The organism is Sphingobacterium sp. UBA7249, assembly GCF_002472835.1.
Lineage (GTDB): Bacteria > Bacteroidota > Bacteroidia > Sphingobacteriales > Sphingobacteriaceae > Sphingobacterium > Sphingobacterium prati.
The window spans coordinates 76,029-98,168 of sequence record NZ_DKST01000012.1; the positions used below are offsets into that span (position 1 = coordinate 76,029).

The following is a 22,140-nucleotide window of genomic DNA, read 5'->3' on the forward strand; positions in this document are numbered from 1 at the left end:
CCGCTTTTCCCGATCTAAGCACAGCGCTGTTAGTGGTAAATCAAAACTCAATGGGGCAATTTGTTTCTCAGCACACCATAGATCCATGTTCCCAAGATGGCAAAGAGCAATACAATGCCCAATGTCCAATAGCCAGAACCTATCAACGCAAACATAGGGCCCGGGCAGGCTCCAGTCAATGCCCAGCCCAGTCCGAAGATGGTCCCCCCTGCCAAATAGCGTGTGACACTTTTGTTCTTGTCCAGAAAGGCAATCGGCATGCCATTGCTGTCTTTGACCTGTTTGCGCTTTATAATTTGTACAAGGATAATCGCTGTTGCGAGTGCCGTGCCGATCATACCATACATATGAAAGGAGCGGAACTGAAACATTTCATAAATCCGATACCAGGAAGCCGCTTCTGATTTGTATAAAATAATCCCAAATAAGATGCCGATCAATATAAATTTTATTGCTTTCATTTATGCGAAGATTAAAGGAAATAAGAAATGAACCATGATGATACCCCCGAGGAAAAAGCCAATGACAGCGATTAAAGAGGGGAGCTGGAAATTACTGAGCCCTGAGATAGCATGTCCGGAGGAGCAGCCTCCGGCATATCTTGTCCCAAAACCTATCAATAATCCACCGATGCTCAGTATTAAAAACTGAAACCAGGATCCATTAAAAATGAAAATAGATTCGGGAAGGTAGCCCTGTAGCTGATCAACTATCCCAAGTTGCTTTAGATCGGCAATACTCTCCGCGTTGATCTGAGCAGCAGAACCGTCACTTAGAAAATTATGGGCAATAAATCCTCCGATGGCCGTTCCAAGTACGACAAGGAGATTCCAGGATTGTGTCTTCCAGTCGAAGCGGAAAAAAGAGGATGACTTGCCCGCTCCTAATATCGTGCACATCGTCCGCAGGTTGTTGGACATGCCAAAATCTTTTCCCTGTTTTAGCAATAAGTACATGACTAGCGCAATTAAAGGCCCTGAAACATACCAAGGCCATGGTTGTTTGATGTATTCCAATATCATAGCTTATTATCCTTAAGTTATAAAACAAAGGTACATACTGTTCTTGCAAAAGCCTGTAACAAATGTTACCGTAGGATGTAAGCCATTACATATCGTAATACTCAATGTTGGCGTCCTTGAGAGCCTCGACTAATAATGGTAGGTCATCTTCTTTTTGGAATAATTTATTGCGCCAAGTGCGAAAAGCGGAACCTTTATTTTGGTTTATAATAATCAGATTCCCGCCAGAGCGTCTGAGATTTCGGATATGTGAAATGTTGCTCAGGGGGAATTCAATAGTTTTCTTTGAATTGCTGATATGGAGTGCATCCGCCTCCAATCGCCATGTTGATTCGAGCGTGGAACACTTGATAGCCAGATAAAGCGCCAAGGGAACCATCAGAAGAGCTATAATGATTTTATATATTTCCTGAATCGGGACTTTAGACATCCCTATCCCTATCAGTAAGATCGAGGTTAATAGAATAAACATGTATTTCCCACGATGCAATGTTGAAAGATAAAATGTTTGTGGACTACTCTGCATACTTTTTTATAAACTTTCCTTTTGCATTAATATAATAAAAATTCTCGAGGTCTTCGCTGACCAGCGCTAAACCATTTTCAAAGGCCTGTGCATTCTGGAATTTAAATGGAATGACGACTTTTCCATTGTAGTCGATATATCCATATAGGTTGTCTTTAAAAGCCAATAGTAATTTTTCGCCAGCAAATGATAAGAACTCCTGATTCGCAGGAAGTAACTTTTTGCCCGATTTGTCAATAAGCTGATAGGCTTGGTCTTCAATAATCAGTGCCAGGTTGTCACTGTATTCAGCTACCGTTTCATATTTTGCGGGGATCAATACATTGCCTCTCAGATCGAGCACGCCGGTATAATCCCCTTCGGTGTATAGCGCGTGGCTTAAGCTGGGAATGGAGATAAAATCATATTTTGCAGCGAGCAGTAGTTTTCCTGTATTATCCAATAGGCCATACTTCTGGTCTTTCATAAAGACTAACGGTGCACCTTCAGTATCTAAACTTAACGATTCATATTGACATGGGATAACTTCTCTACAATGCAGGTCGATCAGGCCAAACATCTGGGCTGCATCGGTGACGATTGCGTAATCACCCACGTAGGCGTAAATGGATGCATATTTTGCAGGAGTGAGTTTATTGCCTAAGCTATCCTGTACGCCAAAATATTCAGTAGTGGGGTCCTGATACCAAGATAAATGGTCATTTAATGCAGAGTCAGCTGCGGCTTCTTCGGCTTCCCCTTCTTCATAACCTTCTGGAATTTCGAATAATGCCGTATCGTAAGGGACTTCTTCAACTGTTGTCGCCTGAATGCCTAACCCTTCTGCGCCAATATAAAGAGCTGCTCCAGGCACCTTTTCGAGATAGTCGTAAGTCCCCCAGTATAATTTGGGCAATTGTTCTGCATACCAGACCGTGATTTCAGTTGTTTTATCTTTACTGCCGGCCAGGTTGAATATCGCCTTTTTGCAGGGCAAGCCTGCGATAATTTTCTTCTCATTCGGGACTAGACTGATTTCAAAATCACTGGAATAAGCATAATCCGCACCTTCTGATGTTTCAATAAGCTTGCCGGACGCTAGATCGGTCACTGTATAGGTTTTGCTGTTTTCATCTATTAGATAGGAAGTCTCTTCTTTTATATTGCTAATCTGTACTGATTTTCCAAAAAGTAGTGTTTCTACGCGCATCTGATCGTTGCAGATATAGGCATGCATCAATGCCTCACCGTTGCCAGCCAATATTTTGATAAATTCAGAACTGGATGTGTCTGTACCTGTTTCGGGATCTGAAAACTGATAGGTGATTTTGAATAGTTTTTGTTGCGCCGAACTGGTTTTAACAAAAATTAATGTGAAAAACGCTATGCAAAGGAAAAAATGTTTCATTAGGAATACAAATTAAAATACGAATGTATTGAAATTTGACTGGTTTGTGAAATAATCTTTTGTCATTTGAGAAAAATCATGCAAAAATTTTGATAATATTGTACGCAAATGCCATTTTGTAAAATAGATGATTAAAAATGACATCGGAGGTAACTCTGCGGCTTATATCATCGTAAAAAGTATCATATAAAAGTCAAGAAAAGTCGAATTTCATGATAGACAGCTGTTTATCTAAGACCTATGCTGATATTTTTGTATTTTACAAACCTTAAATTTACTTTTTAAAACAATATCTGTGGAACTATTGCTTATAGAAGACGAACCGTCGGTCATATCATTAATAGAAAGAGGGCTAAAGGAAGAAGGCTATAACATTAGCATTGCAATGGATGGCTATACTGGGTTGAAAATGGCCGGATTAAATCATTATGATCTCATTTTGCTCGATGTAATGCTGCCTGGGATGAATGGTCTTGATGTTTGCAAAAACATACGTATGTCCAATAATGAAATTCCGATAATTATTCTAACGGCATTAAACCAAACAGAAGATATTGTTGCTGCTTTTGAACGTGATGCTGACGATTATCTCACCAAGCCGTTTCGTCTGGAAGAACTAAAGGCCAGGATCAATCGCTACAGCCGTAAGTCCAAAACCGTTAGCGAACAAAAGAATGTGCTGACATTTGATGATCTGCAACTGGATCGGGACAGTAAATCGGTACAACGAGGAAATACGCCCATCATACTCACAGCTACAGAATTCCGTTTGTTGGAATTTTTGATGCTCAATCGCAATAAGGTATTGACACGGATAGATATCCTGGAGGAAGTATGGGGGATGGACGTTGATCTAAGTACGAATGTCGTGGATGTGTATGTCAATTATCTCCGCAAAAAAATTGACAAACAGTTTGCACGTAAATTAATCCATACGGTTATCGGTATGGGCTATGTCATCCGTCATGAAAATTAGGACCAAGATTGTACTCTTATTTTCAATCATCAGCACGCTTTTGCTTGTTGTCTTTGCCTTATATGTCTCTTATTTTACCTACGATAGTTTGCAGACTAAGTTTTTTCACCGATTAGAAGAAAATGCAGTTATCGTCGGTGATCATATTGTCCATCAAAAGGAAGAAAACAAAGAATTATATATTCAGGTAAAACGCAAATACCTCAAGCAGCTGTCCGAAGGGACAGACCATTTGCTGCGGGTGGTGAAAGGCAGCGACAGTATTCGGTTTAAACCTAACTTGCCCATGCCCATGAGCTTCTATAAGGATGTTATTAAGAATGGCAAAGGTAGGTATATGCACAATGAAACGGCCTTTGTTGCGGTATTCTTTAAAGACAATCTCCATCAGGGCAATCTTATCGTCGTGTCCGAAGGCATAGATGAGTATGGACATGACGAGCAGCGTCATTTAGATCGTACCCTGATTACAGGTGGGCTTTTAGCCATTTTACTGATTATCCTGATGTCATTTTATTTTGCGGACCGACTGCTCAAACCAATAAAGGATATCAACCGTGATCTGGGGAAGGTGGATATTTCAAATCTGGACTATAGACTTTTTAGTAAATTCAGTAACGCCAAAGATGAACTGGGGGTACTGATCGCAAACCTGAATTCCATGCTTAGTCGCCTGGATATTTCGGTGCAGTCCCAACAGAGTTTTATCGGCAATGCGTCCCATTCGCTAAAAACCCCTTTGACAATCATTGGCGGTGAGGCAGAGCTGGCGCGGAACCTTATTCCCAAAGAACATGAAGCATATTACTCGTTAGAGACGATTGCAAAATATGCCGATAAAATGGAGCTTATTATCAATAACTTACTCCAATTGTCCCGCATGGGCTTTAAAGGGGAGGTAGATAATAAAGTAGTCATCCGTATTGATGAATTGCTCTATGAAATTTATAAGGCGGAACGGAGCATCTATAAGGATTTTAGGCTATCTTTTGATCTTACCCAGATCCCCGAGGATAGTGATGAGTTAACTGTCTTTGCTAATCCTGATTTATTTTATATTGCTTTTAGCAATATCATCTCCAATGCATATAAATATGGTAATGGCGAGCAGATACAGATTGCCATCAGCTGTGATGACCAAAATATTACAGTTAAAATATTTGACAAAGGCATCGGAATTCCTCAGAAAGATCAACCCCATATTTTTACTTCTTTTTATCGTGCTTCCAATGTTGGGGATATCTATGGAAATGGCCTTGGACTTGTTTTAGCAAAAAATATCTTTGATCTACATGGTGCGGAGCTAACCCTAATCTCAGCCGAAGGACAAGGTACCCAAGTGCTTGTCAAATTGCCAAAAATTGTGTTCTAATCTGATTTTAATCTCATCCTTATTCCATTTTTAATTTGCTGTGATATACTTGTACACGAATTAGGTATATCAGATGAAACCATCATGATTTATTCAAACATATAAACGAATAAATCTGATCGCTTCATCACGAATAAAAAGCGATTTAAACGGATGAAAAAAACACTTTCACTTATTACAACCTTGGGTTTGGGCGTTGTGACATTAAATGCACAGACTCAGGCTCCAGTGGATTCTATTCCCGCAGAAAGAAATAGCTTATTATCCAGAAGTAGTTTATTGTCAAAAGAACCTGCTAGGGCAAAATCATTCCAATTGGATGTTATGTTGCGCGCTGGTCTGCAATCTGATAATGGGGATGGCTCCGGCCAGGCAAAGGCTAATTTGGATGATTCCCGTATTTTGATGAGCGGTGACTACAACGAGCAGCTTTCCTATAAAGTACGCTTTCGGCTGAATAGATCATTTGCACCGACCAGTCAGGACAATGGTTCAAGGGCATTGGATATGGCCTACATCAAATATAAGTTCGGTAAAGATCTCAAATGGTCGATCACAGCAGGTAAGCAGAGTGCTATTGTGGGAAGCTACGAGTTTGAAAACAATCCAATTTACGAGTATAAATTCACGGATTATGTTGATCGCATCCTGAATTTATTTGTAGTCGGTGGAACATTGTCCTACGAAGTTAATCCCAATCATTCCTTACATGCGCAAGTGTATAATACCACAAATGACAGTTTTATGGACGTGCATAGCAAAAATGGTTTTGCAGTAGGTGATCTGGAGCGTTCTGACGTACCAATGGGGGCTTATTTTACTTGGATAGGTGCCTTTATGGATAAAAAAATAAACACAAAATGGTCTTATAATATCTCTCAGTTTGCAAAAGGACATACCAATCATTCCATTTCCTTGGCAAACAAGCTTAAAACTCCGAAACAGATGCTCTATTTAGACTTGCAGTACTCCTATCTGGGTGTTGACCATGCTTTGATCGCTTCATCCGCCATCAATGACTTTTACGGACGTACGGGTACGGGACGAGTTTTGGCAAAGGATGTCAGCTATACCTCCGCAATCCTGCGGTATGATCAATTTTTGAGTAAAAAATGGGAGATGGCGCTGAAAGGTGGTTATGAGACGGCGGGAGCAAAAGATGATGATGAAGTTGGCAAAAATTTCCGCCAGAACTGGACATACTTTGCAGCCCTGCAACATAAGCCTTTTCACAATCAGGATCTGCGATTTTACCTTGGTTACGTAGGTAATACCGTAAACTACAAAGGATACATGAAAATCGACAAGAGCCAATATAACCGTGTTGCTTTTGGAGCATATTTTACGATCCCAGTTTTGTAATAATCCTTTAACAAAAATAACAAACAAATATTTTTTATGCGTTTAACACCGAGAGAAACCGAAAAGCTGCTATTGCATTTAGCAGGAGAATTGGCTGCAAAGCGACTAAAGCGTGGGGTAAAACTGAATTACCCTGAATGTATTGCCTATATCAGCGCTCAGATTATGGAGGAAGCAAGAGATGCAAGATCCGTTGCAGACTTGATGTCGTATGGCACGACTTTACTAAAAAGAAGTCAGGTCATGGAAGGAGTTCCCGAAATGATTCATGATGTACAGATTGAGGTTACTTTTCCGGACGGTACCAAGTTGGTCACTGTTCATGATCCTATCCGTTAATAAAAACTATAATAATATGATTCCTGGAGAATACATTTTAAAGAAAGAAGAAATCAAGGCAAATGTGGGACGAAGGACCGCTAGCGTTGTTGTCAAAAATGAAGGCGATAGACCGATTCAGGTGGGGTCGCACTATCATTTTTTCGAGGTGAATAAATTGCTGTCCTTTGACCGGGAAAAAGCATTTGGCATGCGCCTGAATATTCCTGCAAGTACAGCAGTACGGTTTGAACCAGGTGAACAGAAGTCCATTATTCTAGTTGAATTTGGCGGAAGTAAAGAAATTCACGGATTTAATGGATTGACAAATGGAAAGTATACCGACCAGCATGTCAAAACTAAAGCCGTTGAGAAAATGAAAAAATTAAAATTCAGACAATCTAAATAATATCGAATGGGAGGATGGAATAGACGCGAATGGATCAAGGTTGTAGGACTCACTGCATTGGGTTCTACCGTTGGTCTACATGCGCTTGGTTTAGATAAACTAGGTTTAGATAAATCATCTGTTAAATATATTGATGGGGAGCTTTATATCCCCAGGGACAAGTATGCTGCTCTTTTTGGTCCAACAACTGGCGATAAGGTACGTTTGGCTGACACCGAACTCTTTATTGAAATCGAGAAAGATTTCAACGTATATGGCGAAGAGAATAAATTCGGTGGAGGAAAAACGATCCGTGATGGTATGGGACAGTCTGCCCGTGCATTACGCGATGAAGGCGTTTTGGATTTTTGTATTACCAATGTGATCATTATTGACCATTGGGGTATAGTGAAGGGTGATATTGGAATCAAAGACGGTAAAATTGTTGGTATCGGAAAAGCAGGTAATCCTGACGTACAGGATGGTGTCACCAAAGGAATGATTATCGGCGCATCTACCGAAGTACATGGTGGTGCAGGTTATATCCTTACTGCTGGTGGTATTGATACGCACATTCACTTTATATCACCACAGCAGATCGAGACCGCATTGTATTCCGGGGTAACCACGTTTATCGGTGGTGGTGCTGGTCCGGCAGATGGTACCCTTGCGACGACTGTTACATCAGGTAAATGGTATATCGAACGTATGTTTGAAGCTTTTGAAAATCTGCCGATCAATGTCGGGTTTTTCGGTAAAGGTAATGTTTCGACAACCAAACCAATTGAAGAACAGATTGAGGCTGGGGCGTTAGGAGTCAAAATCCACGAAGATTGGGGTGCTACACCTGCAACGATCGATGCCGCATTAAAGGTTGCTGATAAGTATGACGTGCAGGTGGCAATACACACAGATACATTGAATGAGGCGGGTTTCTTAGAAGATACTGTTGCTGCCATCGACGGTCGCGTTATTCATACCTTCCATACCGAAGGAGCTGGTGGTGGTCACGCACCTGATATCATCAAAATAGCGATGTATCCAAATATCCTTCCCGCATCTACCAACCCGACAAAACCGTTTACAGTGAACACTGCAGAGGAACACCTGGACATGTTGATGGTCTGTCATCACCTGGATAGAAATGTGAAGGAAGACGTTGCTTTTGCTGATTCACGTATCCGTCCGCAGACGATTGCTGCTGAGGATATTCTTCAAGATATGGGGGTATTCTCCATCATGAGTTCGGATAGTCAGGCGATGGGACGTGTGGGTGAGGTGATCTCACGTACATTCCAGACTGCGCATAAAATGAAGATACAACGTGGGCCTCTAGCAGAAGATAAAGCACATGGAAATGACAACTTCCGTGTAAAACGTTATATTTCCAAATTCACGATCAACCCTGCGAAAGCGCACGGAATTGATAAATATATCGGATCTATTGAAACAGGTAAATATGCTGATTTGATCTTATGGAAACCTGAGTTATTCGGTGTGAAGCCAGAAATGATTATCAAAGGCGGTATGATCTTGGGTGCGAAAATGGGAGATGCAAATGCTTCTATTCCTACACCACAGCCAATTATCTACCGGCCGATGTTCGGAAACTACGGGAAGGCAGTGTCAAGACTGTGTTTCAACTTCGTTTCAAAAATATCGCTGGAGAATGGAAATATCCAGAAATTGAATTTATCACGTAAATGCTTGCCTGTAGAAGGCTGTCGTACAGTGATGAAAAAAGATATGGTACATAACCATGCTACCCCAAATATCGTGGTCAATCCCGAGACATATGAGGTAACGGTGGATGGTGTGTTAGCGACTTGTGAGCCATTGAGCGAACTTCCGATGGCACAGCGTTACTTCCTGTTTTAATTCAGCATCTATGATTTTAGCAAGAGACATTAAAGGCAATATTGGGACAAACATCAAGGAACAGCGTGCTGAGCTTGATTTTTTAGAACTTGAATGGTTCGATACCGAAAGACGTATCATCCGCGGATTTACCGTTCAAGGCCGGGAAATCGGATTTAAAAACCTAAGTGAAGATCCTTTGTTTGATGGCGATATCCTCTTTGAAACCGAAGAGCTCCGCATCGTTGTCCGAATATTGCCCTGTCCTTGTTTGGTCGTACGACCAAAAAATGTATTGGATATGGCAAGAATATGCCTGGAAATCGGCAATAAGCATATCCCTGTCTTTATCAATAAAGACCATGAAATCATAGCGGCTTATGAAAATCCGCTGTGGGAACAATTGCAGCGGGCGGGGTTTGCCCCAGTCAAAGAATCAAGGGTAATTGAACGTACGCATACATTGCGCATTCATCAGTATGCTGTGGTGCAGAATAAGATCAGCCTGGCAAAAGAGACGTAATGTGTGTTTTTTTCTAACGGCATGATTGCGAAGAACGATATGCCGCGTGCCAGTCATAAAAAACAAATCGAGTGTAACAAGTTCATTGAGATTAATGAAAACAAACACCATAATAATTTAGATATGAATCCATTGTTGACATTGATGCAGATCAATGATTCTGTTTTTCCGATTGGAGGATTCACACACTCCTACGGATTGGAGACCTATATAACCAAAGGGTTGGTACATGACTCAAAAACAGCCAAGGAATATGCACAGACGCTGTTGGAGCATAGCTTCTATTACAACGATGCTGCTTTTTTTCATAAGACCTGGCAATTGTGCGAAACAAAGGCAACGAAGAAGAGGGTGGCTGAATTAGACGCATTGATCACAGCCTTTAAGGCACCCTATGAAATTCGGGACGCGAGTAAAAAACTGGGAATACGTTTCTTGAAGCTGACCGAAAAATTGCAGCCAGTTAAACGTTGTTCTGCTTATTTAAAAGCGATAAATAGCCAGGAACTGCATGGGCATTACGCGATGGCATTCGCCATGTTTGCACATGCACAAGGGATCAGTTATACCGATGCACTGAGTGCTTTTTATTATAACTCACTCAATGGTATTATGACCAATTGTGCAAAACTGGTTCCCATCAGTCAAATGGACGCACAGCAGATTCTGTTTAAACTGCAGCCATTGATCAACAAGCTGGTTGCTGCACAACCTGCGTTGGAAGAGGATTTGATGGGCAATTGTTGCATCGCGCAAGATATTCGCTGTATGCAGCACGAAAAGTTATATACGCGGATCTATATATCATAAAAACGAGCTATATGGCCCGTGATTAAAATTTATTTGAACCGTTTGAAGGAAGCAAATTTTAAGGATGATAACGTCCTTCGATTGCTAGAAAAAAATAAAGATGAAACCATCATGATTTATTCAAACTGAGTAGGGCGAGCTCATGAATGCCGCTTAAAACAGACACCTAATGAATAAATCTGATAGCTTCATCACCATTGAAAAGCAAATTTATACGGATGAAAAAGACTTCAAAAAGAAATTACGTAAAAATTGGTGTTGCCGGACCTGTTGGATCGGGCAAGACTGCTCTGATCGAACGATTGACACGCTCGATGTCCGCAGATTATAGTATCTGTGTCGTTACAAATGATATTTATACCCGTGAAGATGCCATGTATTTGCAACAAAATTCAGCCCTGCCTGCCGAACGCATCATTGGCGTGGAGACGGGTGGATGTCCGCATACAGCAATCCGTGAAGATGCATCTATGAATATTGAAGCGGTGGAAGAGTTGGCCAACCGGTTTGAAGATGTTGAGCTTATTTTTGTTGAAAGTGGAGGAGATAACCTGACAGCAACGTTCAGCCCGGATCTGGCAGATTTGACCATTTTTGTTCTTGATGTGGCAGAAGGGGAAAAAATGCCGCGTAAAGGTGGTCCCGGTATCACGCGCTCAGATTTGTTGCTGATCAATAAAATTGATTTGGCACCCTATGTACATGCTGATTTGGACGTCATGCGCCGGGATACATTGCGTATGCGCGGAGAACGCCCCTTTATTTTTACGAATCTGATGACATTAGAAGGTCTGGAAGATGTAAAGAAATGGATTAGAGAATATGCTTTATTGGAACAAGTAGGTTAAGCAATAGGATATGGATAGCAAGATAATATTAAATGTAGCCAAAGAAGACGGTAGAAGCCGGCTGAAGGAGAGTTACCATAATGCACCTTATAAACTCACCCATTACGGAGCAGCAAATCTAACTGACCATCTGGAAATGATTATCATGAGCGCATCACCTGGTATCATGGATACAGATCATCTTCATATTAACGTTCATGTAAAGGAAAATGCACAGTTAAAGCTGTTTACACAATCTTTCAATAAATTGCATCCGATGAAAAGCGGTGCGAGCCAGCATACCGATGTACAGGTCGCATCTGGAGGGATATTTCATTATATCCCGCACCCGGTAACACCTTTTAAAGATTCTATATTCAAAGCAACTAACCACATTCATTTAGCGGCTGATGCGGTTCTGATGTGGGGTGATATTATCAGTGTCGGCCGAATCTATATGAAAGAGGCATTTGAGTTTGACCGTTTGCATACACAGACTAAGATTTTCAGGGCCGGAAAACTAGCCTTTATAGATAATCAACTATTGAGTCCTAAAATACAGCCGATACAGAAAATGCTATTTTTTGAAGGCTATACGCATCAAGCTACTTTTTTATTCTCGGCTCCTTTTGCTCAGGAACTAAAGAGCGAACTAGATGAAATATTGACCTTGGAGTATAATGATATCTCTTATGGCTTTACACAGGCTTCATCAGATGTTGTTATCCTGCGTGCACTGGGATCAGACGGTGAATTGCTCTATGATTTCTTACAGATGCTTGGCCAATTGTGCTGGGATTTTACCATGCATAAACTGTCCGAATCAGAAGAAGCTGAAGTCATTGAAAATGAAATAAATCTATCTTTACCAATTGTGGTGGAGTCTGTTAGCTCAGCTAAGAAAAGCACAAATAATGCAAGTAAAAGAAAGGTAGGTAAAAACAAACTGGAGGAAGAACTGAAGTATGCGTAAATTGAAAGAACCTACCGAAATCCTCATTGAATCCATTCACAATTTTGAGCAGGTCAAATTCAATCGAGAATCGGACATCTTGGATCTTTCCTATTTTGAAGTGAACAAGCGGGTCATCCATCGAAAAACGCGAAAGGGTAATACCGTAAAAATACAACGGGATGACAGCACCTCACTGCAATCGGGACAATGCATTTATCACAGCGAGGATCTATTTATCCAAGTGAATATCTTGCCCTGTCTATGTGTATTGCTCGACAGTCAGGATCTTTCGGTGGTCGGGGAATTTTGTTTTGATGTCGGCAATCGGCACTTACCTGTGTATCTGAAATCGGATGGGCGCTTTGCGGTATCCTATGACGGGCGGCTATATCAGGCGTTAAAAGAAAAATATAATGGTTCTATTAGTTTGGAGAATGCCATTCTGGAACCGGACGAACAGATTACTTCTATTCGCAACGCAAAAAAATAAAACTTACGATGAGTACAGAGGATGCTTCTTCAAATTTAATCCTGGCCGCCTGTCTTTATTTTTAGGCTGCTTGAAAATGCTGAAAAATTGTGCATTTTTGTTGCTATGACATTTGGTGCGGAATTGCAGGCGTGGTATCAACAACATAAGCGTGATTTACCATGGCGGGAAACAAAAGATGCCTATAAGATTTGGCTTTCTGAGATTATCTTGCAACAGACTCGTGTAGAGCAAGGTTTACCTTACTATTTGCGGTTTGTGGAGCGGTTTGAAACGGTCGTTGACTTTGCTAATGCCGAGGAGGATGATATTTTACACCTTTGGCAGGGGCTGGGTTATTACTCAAGGGGACGAAATATGCATAAGGCTGCACGAATCGTCCGCGACGAATATAATGGTGTTTTTCCAGTAGATTATAAAACTCTTCTAAGGCTTCCTGGAGTTGGAGAATATACCGCTGCTGCAATATCATCTTTTGCCAATAACGAAGCACAGGCCGTATTGGACGGAAATGTATTCCGTGTGCTGTCGAGATACTATGGAATAGATACGCCAATTAATTCCAGCGAAGGGAAGAAAATTTTTTCGGCACTTGCCCAAGAAAATTTGGATCAGGATCATCCCGCATTGTATAATCAGGCCATTATGGACTTTGGTGCGATTCATTGTAAGCCAAAACAACCGCTGTGTATCACATGCGTATTTAATACGTCCTGTTACGCTGTTCTTCAAGGCGACGTGGATCGGCTACCGGTTAAGCTTAAAGGTAAAGCAAGTAAGGAGCGGTATTTTAATTATTTTATCGTTAGGGACGATACACAAATTTTGATGTCAAAGCGTGGGGAAGGAGATGTCTGGCAGAATTTATACGAGTTTCCTTTAATTGAATCCGATCGATCCTTAAATATTCCAGAGATTCTCATAAATGCGCAATTTGTTCAATATTTTGGAGAAAACGCTGAGGTGAAGATCTTGCAGAAGCAGACAAAACATATTCTCAGCCATCAGAATATCTATGCGACATTCTTTGAAGTGCGGTTAAAGGGCAATCTAAATCAAAAAAAATCCAATTGGGATTATGTATTTTTAAAAGATTTAGATAAATTAGCTAAACACAAGTTGATCTTTACCTTTTTGGAAAGATCAAATTTTTAACCATTTATGCTTTTAAATTATGTCAGGAGTTAACAAAGTTATTTTAGTGGGGCACCTTGGAAAAGATCCCGAAATTCGCTATTTAGAAGGTAATGTTTCCGTTGCCAGTTTCCCATTGGCAACTTCAGAAACGTATAACAAGGACGGAAAACGAGTCGAACAAACCGAGTGGCACAATATTGTCATGTGGCGCGGTTTGGCGGATGTGGCGGTAAAATATCTTACTAAAGGCAAATTGGTCTATATAGAAGGTCGATTACGTACACGCACGTACGAAGACAAAGAGGGTATCAGACGTTATGCTACTGAAGTGGTTGCTGAGACATTTACTCTTTTAGGACGAAAATCAGACTTTGAACCAACTGGAGCTACTAATGCAGGAAATGCTGCAAATACCCAAGCGCAGAAAGCCGAGGATAAAGAAATCGAAGTTGATTTTACCGAAAACGACCAAGAAGATAATCCGCTTCCATTTTAATTGAACTTAAAATAATTTTGAATATTGGGCAGATATTATTTTACAAGAATATAGTTATGGGCAAAGAGCAGATGAAATTCTGCTCTTTTTGTTTTTGGGTATATTCTTGCTTTCCTTTGACACGGATACCAAAATCATTACTACCAACGTAAAGAGTTAACTAAAAACAGCTTTCCGCCTCATTTCTGTTGAAATTTTATTAATAGGAGCGCTTTCGACACCGTTTGAGAGATCGCTAAAATTTCTTTTTAGCGGAAATTTTGGCTATGTTTGTCGTAATTATGTTGCAAGATAAAATTACGCAGTATACTGAAGAAATTAAGGCGTTTGTGCCATCTTCTTCAGCCGATGTAGAAAATTTCAGATTGAAGTTTTTGGTTTCCAAGGGAATCGTAAAAAACCTTTTTGATGAATTCAAAACAGTTACTCCTGAAGAAAAGCGGACTTTAGGAAAAGTATTGAATGAATTTAAGCAATTGGCAGAGCATACATTCAAAGAATTTCAAGAGAAATTTGGTGCTGGTGAGAAGCAGAAATCCCAACAAATTGAAGGTGATTTAACATTGCCAGGTAACGGGTTTCAATTAGGGTCCAGACATCCAATCTCATTAGTCCGTAAAGAAATCGTTGAGATCTTTAAGAAATTGGGATTTGTCGTTTCGGAAGGACCGGAGATTGAAAACGACTGGCACAATTTCTCCGCGTTGAATTTTCCTCCTGAGCATCCGGCGCGTGATATGCAAGATACATTTTTTATTAAAAAGCAAGAAGGTAACGATATTACGCTGCGGACACATACATCATCTGTTCAGGTTCGGCTTATGGAAGCTGGCAAACCACCTTTCCGGGCGATCATGCCTGGGCGCGTGTACCGGAATGAAGCAATCTCTGCACGTGCACATTGTTTCTTCCATCAGGTGGAGGGGTTATATGTTGATGAAAATGTGTCATTTGCTGATTTAAAGCAGACCTTATATCATTTTGTTCAAGAAATGTATGGCGAGGGTACTAAGGTACGTTTCCGTCCTTCTTATTTCCCATTTACTGAACCTTCTGCAGAGATGGATATTTCTTGTACGATCTGTAAAGGCGCTGGCTGTAATCTTTGTAAATATTCGGGTTGGGTAGAGATTTTGGGTTGTGGTATGGTGGATCCGAATGTACTTGAAAATTGTGGCATTGATAGTAAAAAATATTCGGGTTTTGCTTTCGGTATGGGTATCGAACGGATCACAAACCTTAAATATGTGATTAAGGATTTGCGCCTGTTTTCCGAAAATGATACGCGTTTCTTGTCTCAATTTGAGACTGAATTAATATAAATCTATGCGAATAAAGACTGTTAAAACCATCGCATTACCGTCATTCGCCAGGCAAGATAAATTTTGCATGGCGAATGACGGTAATGTGATGTGTGGTAGTCTTATCTGAAGAATATGGAACCAGATCATATCATTGAATCCATAAAAAGAACAGCACGGGAACTCTTTCGTCAAAATGGTTATCATAAAACCAGTGTAAACACATTAGCTAAAAAAGCCAAACTTGCCAAAGCAACTGTTTATAAATATTTTGATAGTAAGGAGATGATCTTGCACGCCATCTTGATGGATTATCTTCGGGCAAGTTTGCAAGATATTTTAACGACGGCAAAATATGAGGATGATATGGCTTCTTTTTTGGCATCCACCATTCTTCGTGTCAGCCGGTTGACTTATACAGCTTGCAATGAGCTGATTGGCTGGGAGTTTATTCGTGAGTCTGCAAATGCGCAGGAGTATCTAAAAACTCTTTCTGAAGATCTTGAGTTTCTGCTCCTGAGTACATTTATTCAGAATGAAAAAATTAATGAGGCGATCAGTGAGGAAAAACTGACATTTTTGATCAAATCAAGTAAGAGCATAGTGTTTTCATTTGCTTTTACTGCAGTTTCGGATGCTGACGTTCGTAAAAACTTTATTTCTTTTCAAAAAGAGATTCTTCCGTATCTCGTGCAAGCAACGATGTTATAGATAACTATACATTTTATTTGTTATTACCTGCCCGATTTTTAAATAAACTTTTATTTTTTGGTGGTTATTTATGGTCTCTTCCTTAATTAAGGAGATTGTGCAGCAGCATAATCCATAGTGCCCCAGTAGTAGTTCTATATACCTGAATAATTTTTGATTTTTCTAAGACAATCTAGCCCAGTGAGAAATGATTATAAAAAATTGTATTTTTGCGAACTATGAGTAGAAGAATTCCGCAAGAAAAGAAGTTCTTGAAAGATATCGCAATCATTGATATTGCCGAAGAAGGTAGAGGTGTAGGGAAGACCGATGATTTGGTTTTGTTTGTAGAAAAAGCTGTCCCTGGTGATGTTGTAGATGTAGAGTTAATGCGTAAGAAGAAGAATTTTGCTGAAGCTCGGGTGACGAGTTTAAAAGAAGCTTCTACATATCGCGTAGATCCTTTTTGTGCGCATTTTGGCGTCTGTGGGGGCTGTAAATGGCAACATATGAGCTATGAGGCTCAGTTAAAATTCAAACAACAATCTGTTGATAACGCCTTATCGCGTATTGGGAAAGTAGATACATCTTCGATGGAAGATATTTTGGGGTCAGTACAAACGGAATATTATAGAAACAAACTAGAGTATACCTTTTCGAATAAGAAATGGTTAACTTCTGTTGATGAGGATGCATCGCAATTGGAGATGAATGCATTGGGTTTTCATGTGCCGGGACGTTTTGATAAAATTTTGGACGTAGACCATTGTTTTCTTCAGGAAGACCCTTCCAATGAAGTTCGGAATACCATACGGGACTTTGCATTAAGTAATGGAATGAGCTTTTATGATCTGCGCGAGCATACCGGAGTATTACGCAATCTGATCATCCGTATTTCGTCTACTGGTGAAATGATGGTGATTGTGGTGTTTGCCTATCCAGAGGAAGGCCAGGTGGAATTATTGATGAATTTCATTAATGAAAAGTTTCCTCAAATTGCTTCGCTCCTGTATATCGTGAATCAAAAGCGTAATGATACCATCTTTGATCAGGATATTCACGTGTATGCAGGTCGTGATTTTATTTATGAGGAGATGGAAGGTCTTCGATACAAGGTTGGACCAAAGTCATTTTATCAGACCAATTCAGCGCAGGCATATGAGCTTTATAAGATTACACGTGATTTTGCGGATCTAAAAGGAGACGAGCTGGTGTACGATTTATATACGGGTGCAGGTACAATTGCAAATTTTGTTGCTAAGAAAGCAAAAGAAGTAATTGGGGTGGAGTATGTGCCTACTGCCATTGAAGACGCGAAGGTCAATTCAGCGATCAATGATATTCACAATACGAAATTCTACGCTGGGGATATGAAAGATGTGTTGACACCCTCATTTATTGCGGAACATGGTAAACCAGATGTGGTGATTACTGATCCTCCAAGGGCAGGTATGCATGCAGATGTTGTGGCTCGTTTATTGGAGATGGAGTCTCCAAGAATTGTTTACGTCAGTTGTAATGCTGCGACGCAGGCGAGAGATTTAGTCCTATTGGCAGAAAAGTATGATGTGAAGCGTATTAAACCGGTGGATATGTTCCCGCATACGCAACACGTTGAAAATGTTGTTCTATTAGAACTAAAAAAATCATAATATTATGGAAGTAGAGGATTTATTTTCGGGCAGTGCAAGAGAGGAATCAGCGCAATCTACTGGACCGAGTCCATTGAAAAGTTTGCAGATTGATCTTGATTTTTATAGTGAGTCGATCCGTGAAGTTGCGATGGAGATCATCGAGGAAGGTTATTCTTCCTACCCGATTTTTGTGGCACATCAACATGAGGTTTCCGTGGGAGAAGTGATCTTGGACCGTGTAGAGCTGGAAACCAATTGGACAATCAATGCATCCACCGTGGAAGAGTTTATAGAAATGGATATCATTCAGGAGGATCGTAAAGCTACTTTTATTCAAAATTATAAATCCGCTAAGGAATATATGTGTTTGTTTGTCGTTGTTGCTGAAGGGGCCAATTTTGTTTTTTATCCTTATAAATAGACAAGGAATATTTAAACTTTTTTAACAATACAATTGTCAAACTATTACTATTTTTAGCGAAATGGGCTGGAGGCGTGATGGATTCAAAGGAGCTGATTTAGTTTATCGCTTTCACAAACGCTAATGGCAATACTAGATGTCCAATAAATTGGCGTGACAATAAGAATATATTCCAATGGAGAGAATACACATACATATAGCAGGGCTATTAGGCATATTGATGTTGCTTTTGACAGCATTCGGAGCAAAGGCGCAACATATACAGAAAGTGTCAGGTATGGTGATGCAGAAGGGGACTGCCAATAGAATTGGAGATGTTGTGGTACTGAATTTGCGTACGAGTAGATCGGCGTTGACAAATTCTTTTGGTGTCTTTACAATCGATGCTTCTGTAGGAGATTCTCTTTCGTTCACTAAGGTGGGTTTTTCACCTGTAAAGACTGTATTGACAAACCTGAACGAGTTTTACATTGAGATGCAGGAAGGCATTAAGCTCGAAACAGTGATCGTAGAGCGGAAATCGAAAGAGGCTGAACTGAATGAGGCGATGGGAAATTATTCCAAGAAAGGAGTTTATAACGGCGGGAAAAATAAATTTGGAACCTATTTAGGGAGTCCTGCTACTGCACTTTATAATCTATTTGGACGGGAAGCAAAAAATGCGAAACGTTTTGGACGTTTTATGGATCGGGAGAAGGAAGAATTGCAGGTAGATCGTATTTTCTCACGCGCGGCTGTCCAGAAGTTAACAAAATTAGATAGTGCAGATCTAGATGCCTTTATGGTACGTTATCGTCCCTCATTTGATTTAGCTGAACATTGGGGTCAATATGATTTAATGCACTATGTGCAACAGTCGTTGGAGGATTTTGAGGCAAAGGGGCGCCCAAAAGGTTCATTGTTGCCAGATATTGAGGTGAAGACCCAAGAGAAATAAAACAATTTCCTTTCCTTGCTGTTACTTCTTGTGAACAGTGACTATCGATATTATTTGTAGTAGATCGTCCTCATTTCTACAGGGCGTAATGCTTTTTTTTGAGTATCGTAACAAAAAAGTTGAAAAAGAATGCTTTTGGCACTTTGTTTGATTTTAACATGAACAGTATTTAGTTTGAATTTTAAAAGTCTTAGATAGATATGAAAATGAATAGAAAATTAGCTGTATTTGGTTTGACTGTTGCGACCTCAGCTATGTTATTTGGAAGTTGTTCTACAATCCAAAATACAAATAATACGACCAAAGGCGGCGTAATCGGTGGTGTTGCCGGCGGTGCCTTGGGAGCTTTAATTGGAGGTAAAGCTGGTAATACAGCTATTGGTACATTAGCAGGCGCGGCAATTGGTGGCGCAGCGGGTGTATTGATTGGTAAGAAAATGGATAAACAAGCTGCTGAGATTTCTAAAACTGTGGAAGGTGCTGAAGTAACACAATCTGCAGAAGGTATCGTTGTGAAATTTGATTCAGGTATTTTATTTGATTTCAATAAATCTGATTTGAAAGCCACTGCAAAAGATAATATTGCCAACTTGGTGACAACCTTAAACAAGGAACAAGGAACTGAAATTTTGGTCATTGGACACACGGATAACGTAGGTACTTTAGCTGCGAATGACAAAGTTTCGTTGGACCGTGCCAATTCGGTACGCGCATTTGCTGTATCTAAAGGCTTAGCTTCTTCACGTATTAAGACTGAAGGAAGAAACTTCTCTGAACCAATTGCAAGTAATGATACTGAAGCTGGACGTGCACAAAACCGTCGTGTGGAGATCGTTATTGTTGCTGGTGATCAAATGAAGAAAGAAGCAAAACAACAAGCTGGTCAATAAGGAGCTGAACAGTTTGTTCCTTTGGGATGCTATGCTGTTTAACGCTTGGTAGAAAGTTTTGTTGAATTTCAAAATAATATAGGCACGGAAACTTATCCGTGCCTTTTTAATATCCGTGATAAGGGAATGCGAATGCTTGCTAAGCATCTAGCAGCAACTATAAATCAACAATGACAAGCGGACCAAATAAACTGGGAATTCCTTGGGACTTTTAAAAGACAAAATGTTTAAGCATCATAAATCTTATTGCGAACACACATCAACGGTAGGTTAATTGCTTATAAAATTTGACAAAGTATAAACCATATTTCTGGCTGACAAACTGTCATTATATGGATTTTAATTTCTAACTTTGTAGTCTTTGAAAATTGAGCTATGCTAGATTTAACACATACAACTAAGGAACACGACGAATCTCGTCAGGGTGAGGCATTGTTATTGGAACAGGATCCAAAGATCAGTAATGGACGCAAACTGTATATTGAAAGTTATGGTTGCCAAATGAACTTCTCGGATAGTGAGATTGTTGCTTCGATTTTGTTGGATAAAGGTTTTGAGACGACAAAGAATTATCAGGAAGCGGATGTTGTCTTTATTAATACTTGTTCAATTCGTGAAAATGCAGAGCAGCGTGTTCGCAATCGACTGAAAGAATTTGAGGCAGCGAAGTCCAAAAATCCTGGAATGATCGTCGGAGTGCTAGGCTGTATGGCTGAGCGTTTGAAGTCCAAATTTCTTGAGGAAGAAAAATTAGTTGATGTTGTGGTAGGTCCGGATGCGTATCGTGATCTTCCTAATTTAATTGATAAGGTAGATGACGGTGCAAAAGCAGTGAATGTACTGCTGTCACGTGAGGAAACTTATGCAGACATTAACCCGGTCCGATTAAATTCAAATGGCGTAACGGCTTTTATTTCGATCATGCGTGGTTGTGACAATATGTGTTCGTTTTGTGTGGTACCATTTACCCGGGGACGTGAACGTAGCCGCGATCCACATTCTATTGTCAAAGAAGCGCAAGATCTATTCAACGCGGGTTACAAAGAAGTAACATTGCTAGGGCAAAATGTGGATTCCTACAAGCATTCAGCAACGGTTGCAGAAGGTGAAGCTCCTGCTGAGACGGTAACTTTTGCTAAATTGTTGGCTATGGTGGCGGAAGTCAGCCCGCTTTTACGGGTTCGTTTCTCCACATCACATCCCAAAGATATTACGGATGAGGTCTTACATACGATCGCGTCATATGAAAATATTTGTAATTATATCCATCTCCCAGTGCAATCTGGTAACTCTAGAGTATTAGAGCTCATGAATCGTACTTATGATCGGGAGTGGTATATGGAGCGTGTAGACGCTATCCGTAAAATTATTCCGGATTGTGCGATTTCTACTGATGTTATCACAGGATTCTGTACAGAAACCGAAGCAGAACATCAGGAAACATTATCGATGATGGATTACGTGAAATATGATTTTGCTTATATGTTTGCTTATTCTGAAAGACCGGGCACATTGGCCGCAAAGCGCTATGAAGATGATATCCCAGAGGATGTTAAAAAACGCCGTTTGACGGAAGTAATCAATAAACAACGTGACCATAGCTTATATCGTTACCAGCATTTTGTTGGAAAGGTATGTAAGGTACTTATAGAAGGTTTTTCAAAAAGATCTGAGTTTGATTTTTGCGGTCGTAATGATCAAAATGCCTTGGTTGTATTTCCGATAGACCCTCGTTATAAACAGGGAGATTATGTCAATGTACGTGTCGAATCATGTACATCAGCAACCTTGTTAGGTAAAATTGTCGATTAAGAAAACTTA

The 22,140-nt window shown here is 40.2% G+C and carries 23 protein-coding genes and 1 pseudogene; 20 read left to right on the plus strand and 4 right to left on the minus strand.

Going from position 1 to position 22,140, the window contains the following annotated elements; genetic code table 11:
* Positions 1-47: 47 nt before the first annotated feature.
* The 4 genes from B4A24_RS08110 to B4A24_RS08125 form a co-directional block, all read right to left on the minus strand.
* Positions 48-461, minus strand: coding sequence for a DUF6691 family protein (locus B4A24_RS08110; protein WP_293944242.1), 414 nt, complete (start codon positions 459-461; stop codon positions 48-50).
* The gene (locus B4A24_RS08115) at positions 462-956 is read right to left on the minus strand and encodes a YeeE/YedE family protein (RefSeq protein WP_293944243.1); all 495 of its coding nucleotides are present in this window, start codon (positions 954-956) and stop codon (positions 462-464) included.
* 151 nt (positions 957-1,107) lie between these two features.
* Positions 1,108-1,548: a hypothetical protein gene (locus B4A24_RS08120; RefSeq protein ID WP_293944244.1), complete on the minus strand. Its 441-nt coding sequence runs from the start codon at positions 1,546-1,548 to the stop codon at positions 1,108-1,110.
* Positions 1,538-2,935, minus strand: a complete 1,398-nt coding sequence (locus tag B4A24_RS08125) for a WG repeat-containing protein (protein ID WP_293944245.1) — start codon at positions 2,933-2,935, stop codon at positions 1,538-1,540. Before B4A24_RS08125 ends, B4A24_RS08120 begins: the two co-directional genes overlap by 11 nt.
* A gap of 295 nt (positions 2,936-3,230) precedes the next feature.
* Here B4A24_RS08125 and B4A24_RS08130 point away from each other — a divergent pair, with 295 nt between their 5' ends.
* The 20 genes and pseudogenes from B4A24_RS08130 (at position 3,231) to miaB (ending at position 22,131) form a co-directional block, all read left to right on the plus strand.
* A complete protein-coding gene (locus tag B4A24_RS08130; protein WP_108636292.1) occupies positions 3,231-3,911 on the plus strand; it encodes a response regulator transcription factor in 681 nt (226 codons plus the stop codon).
* The gene (locus B4A24_RS08135; protein ID WP_293944246.1) at positions 3,901-5,283 is read left to right on the plus strand and encodes a sensor histidine kinase; all 1,383 of its coding nucleotides are present in this window, start codon (positions 3,901-3,903) and stop codon (positions 5,281-5,283) included. Before B4A24_RS08130 ends, B4A24_RS08135 begins: the two co-directional genes overlap by 11 nt.
* A 153-nt stretch (positions 5,284-5,436) precedes the next feature.
* The gene (locus tag B4A24_RS08140) at positions 5,437-6,645 is read left to right on the plus strand and encodes a porin (RefSeq protein WP_293944247.1); all 1,209 of its coding nucleotides are present in this window, start codon (positions 5,437-5,439) and stop codon (positions 6,643-6,645) included.
* 36 nt (positions 6,646-6,681) lie between these two features.
* A complete protein-coding gene (gene ureA, locus B4A24_RS08145; RefSeq protein WP_293944248.1) occupies positions 6,682-6,984 on the plus strand; it encodes an urease subunit gamma in 303 nt (100 codons plus the stop codon).
* A 16-nt stretch (positions 6,985-7,000) separates the two neighbouring features.
* Positions 7,001-7,297, plus strand: a pseudogene (gene ureB, locus B4A24_RS08150) (urease subunit beta); the annotation flags it as partial.
* An 81-nt stretch (positions 7,298-7,378) separates the two neighbouring features.
* On the plus strand, positions 7,379-9,229 hold the full coding sequence (ureC, locus tag B4A24_RS08155; protein ID WP_293944250.1) for an urease subunit alpha: 1,851 nt from the start codon (positions 7,379-7,381) through the stop codon (positions 9,227-9,229).
* Between the two features lie 10 nt (positions 9,230-9,239).
* Entirely contained in the window at positions 9,240-9,731 is a 492-nt protein-coding gene (locus B4A24_RS08160; RefSeq protein ID WP_293944251.1) for an urease accessory protein UreE, read from the plus strand.
* A gap of 123 nt (positions 9,732-9,854) precedes the next feature.
* Entirely contained in the window at positions 9,855-10,541 is a 687-nt protein-coding gene (locus B4A24_RS08165) for an urease accessory protein UreF (protein WP_293944252.1), read from the plus strand.
* 218 nt (positions 10,542-10,759) lie between these two features.
* Entirely contained in the window at positions 10,760-11,389 is a 630-nt protein-coding gene (ureG, locus tag B4A24_RS08170; protein WP_293944253.1) for an urease accessory protein UreG, read from the plus strand.
* A gap of 10 nt (positions 11,390-11,399) precedes the next feature.
* Complete coding sequence (locus B4A24_RS08175; protein ID WP_293944254.1) at positions 11,400-12,341, plus strand: urease accessory protein UreD; 942 nt, start codon at positions 11,400-11,402, stop codon at positions 12,339-12,341.
* The gene (locus B4A24_RS08180) at positions 12,334-12,813 is read left to right on the plus strand and encodes a hypothetical protein (RefSeq protein WP_293944255.1); all 480 of its coding nucleotides are present in this window, start codon (positions 12,334-12,336) and stop codon (positions 12,811-12,813) included. The genes B4A24_RS08175 and B4A24_RS08180 overlap by 8 nt, the downstream gene beginning before the upstream one ends.
* 105 nt (positions 12,814-12,918) lie before the next feature.
* Positions 12,919-13,968, plus strand: coding sequence for an A/G-specific adenine glycosylase (gene mutY / locus B4A24_RS08185; protein ID WP_293944256.1), 1,050 nt, complete (start codon positions 12,919-12,921; stop codon positions 13,966-13,968).
* A gap of 19 nt (positions 13,969-13,987) precedes the next feature.
* Positions 13,988-14,446 carry a single-stranded DNA-binding protein gene (locus B4A24_RS08190; RefSeq protein WP_293944257.1) on the plus strand — a complete coding sequence of 153 codons (459 nt, stop codon included), beginning with the start codon at positions 13,988-13,990 and terminating at the stop codon, positions 14,444-14,446.
* 281 nt (positions 14,447-14,727) lie between these two features.
* Positions 14,728-15,768 carry a phenylalanine--tRNA ligase subunit alpha gene (pheS, locus tag B4A24_RS08195; RefSeq protein ID WP_293944258.1) on the plus strand — a complete coding sequence of 347 codons (1,041 nt, stop codon included), beginning with the start codon at positions 14,728-14,730 and terminating at the stop codon, positions 15,766-15,768.
* 114 nt (positions 15,769-15,882) lie between these two features.
* Entirely contained in the window at positions 15,883-16,458 is a 576-nt protein-coding gene (locus tag B4A24_RS08200; RefSeq protein WP_293944259.1) for a TetR/AcrR family transcriptional regulator, read from the plus strand.
* 218 nt (positions 16,459-16,676) lie between these two features.
* Entirely contained in the window at positions 16,677-18,089 is a 1,413-nt protein-coding gene (gene rlmD / locus B4A24_RS08205) for a 23S rRNA (uracil(1939)-C(5))-methyltransferase RlmD (RefSeq protein ID WP_293944260.1), read from the plus strand.
* A 4-nt stretch (positions 18,090-18,093) separates the two neighbouring features.
* Positions 18,094-18,492 (plus strand): hypothetical protein, encoded by a 399-nt coding sequence (locus tag B4A24_RS08210; RefSeq protein WP_293944261.1) that lies wholly within the window; start codon positions 18,094-18,096, stop codon positions 18,490-18,492.
* Positions 18,493-18,667: 175 nt separating this feature from the next.
* Positions 18,668-19,429, plus strand: coding sequence for a hypothetical protein (locus B4A24_RS08215; RefSeq protein WP_293944262.1), 762 nt, complete (start codon positions 18,668-18,670; stop codon positions 19,427-19,429).
* Between the two features lie 206 nt (positions 19,430-19,635).
* On the plus strand, positions 19,636-20,319 hold the full coding sequence (locus tag B4A24_RS08220; RefSeq protein WP_414713232.1) for an OmpA family protein: 684 nt from the start codon (positions 19,636-19,638) through the stop codon (positions 20,317-20,319).
* Positions 20,320-20,694: 375 nt separating this feature from the next.
* Positions 20,695-22,131 carry a tRNA (N6-isopentenyl adenosine(37)-C2)-methylthiotransferase MiaB gene (miaB, locus tag B4A24_RS08225; protein WP_293944263.1) on the plus strand — a complete coding sequence of 479 codons (1,437 nt, stop codon included), beginning with the start codon at positions 20,695-20,697 and terminating at the stop codon, positions 22,129-22,131.
* Positions 22,132-22,140: the final 9 nt, after the last annotated feature.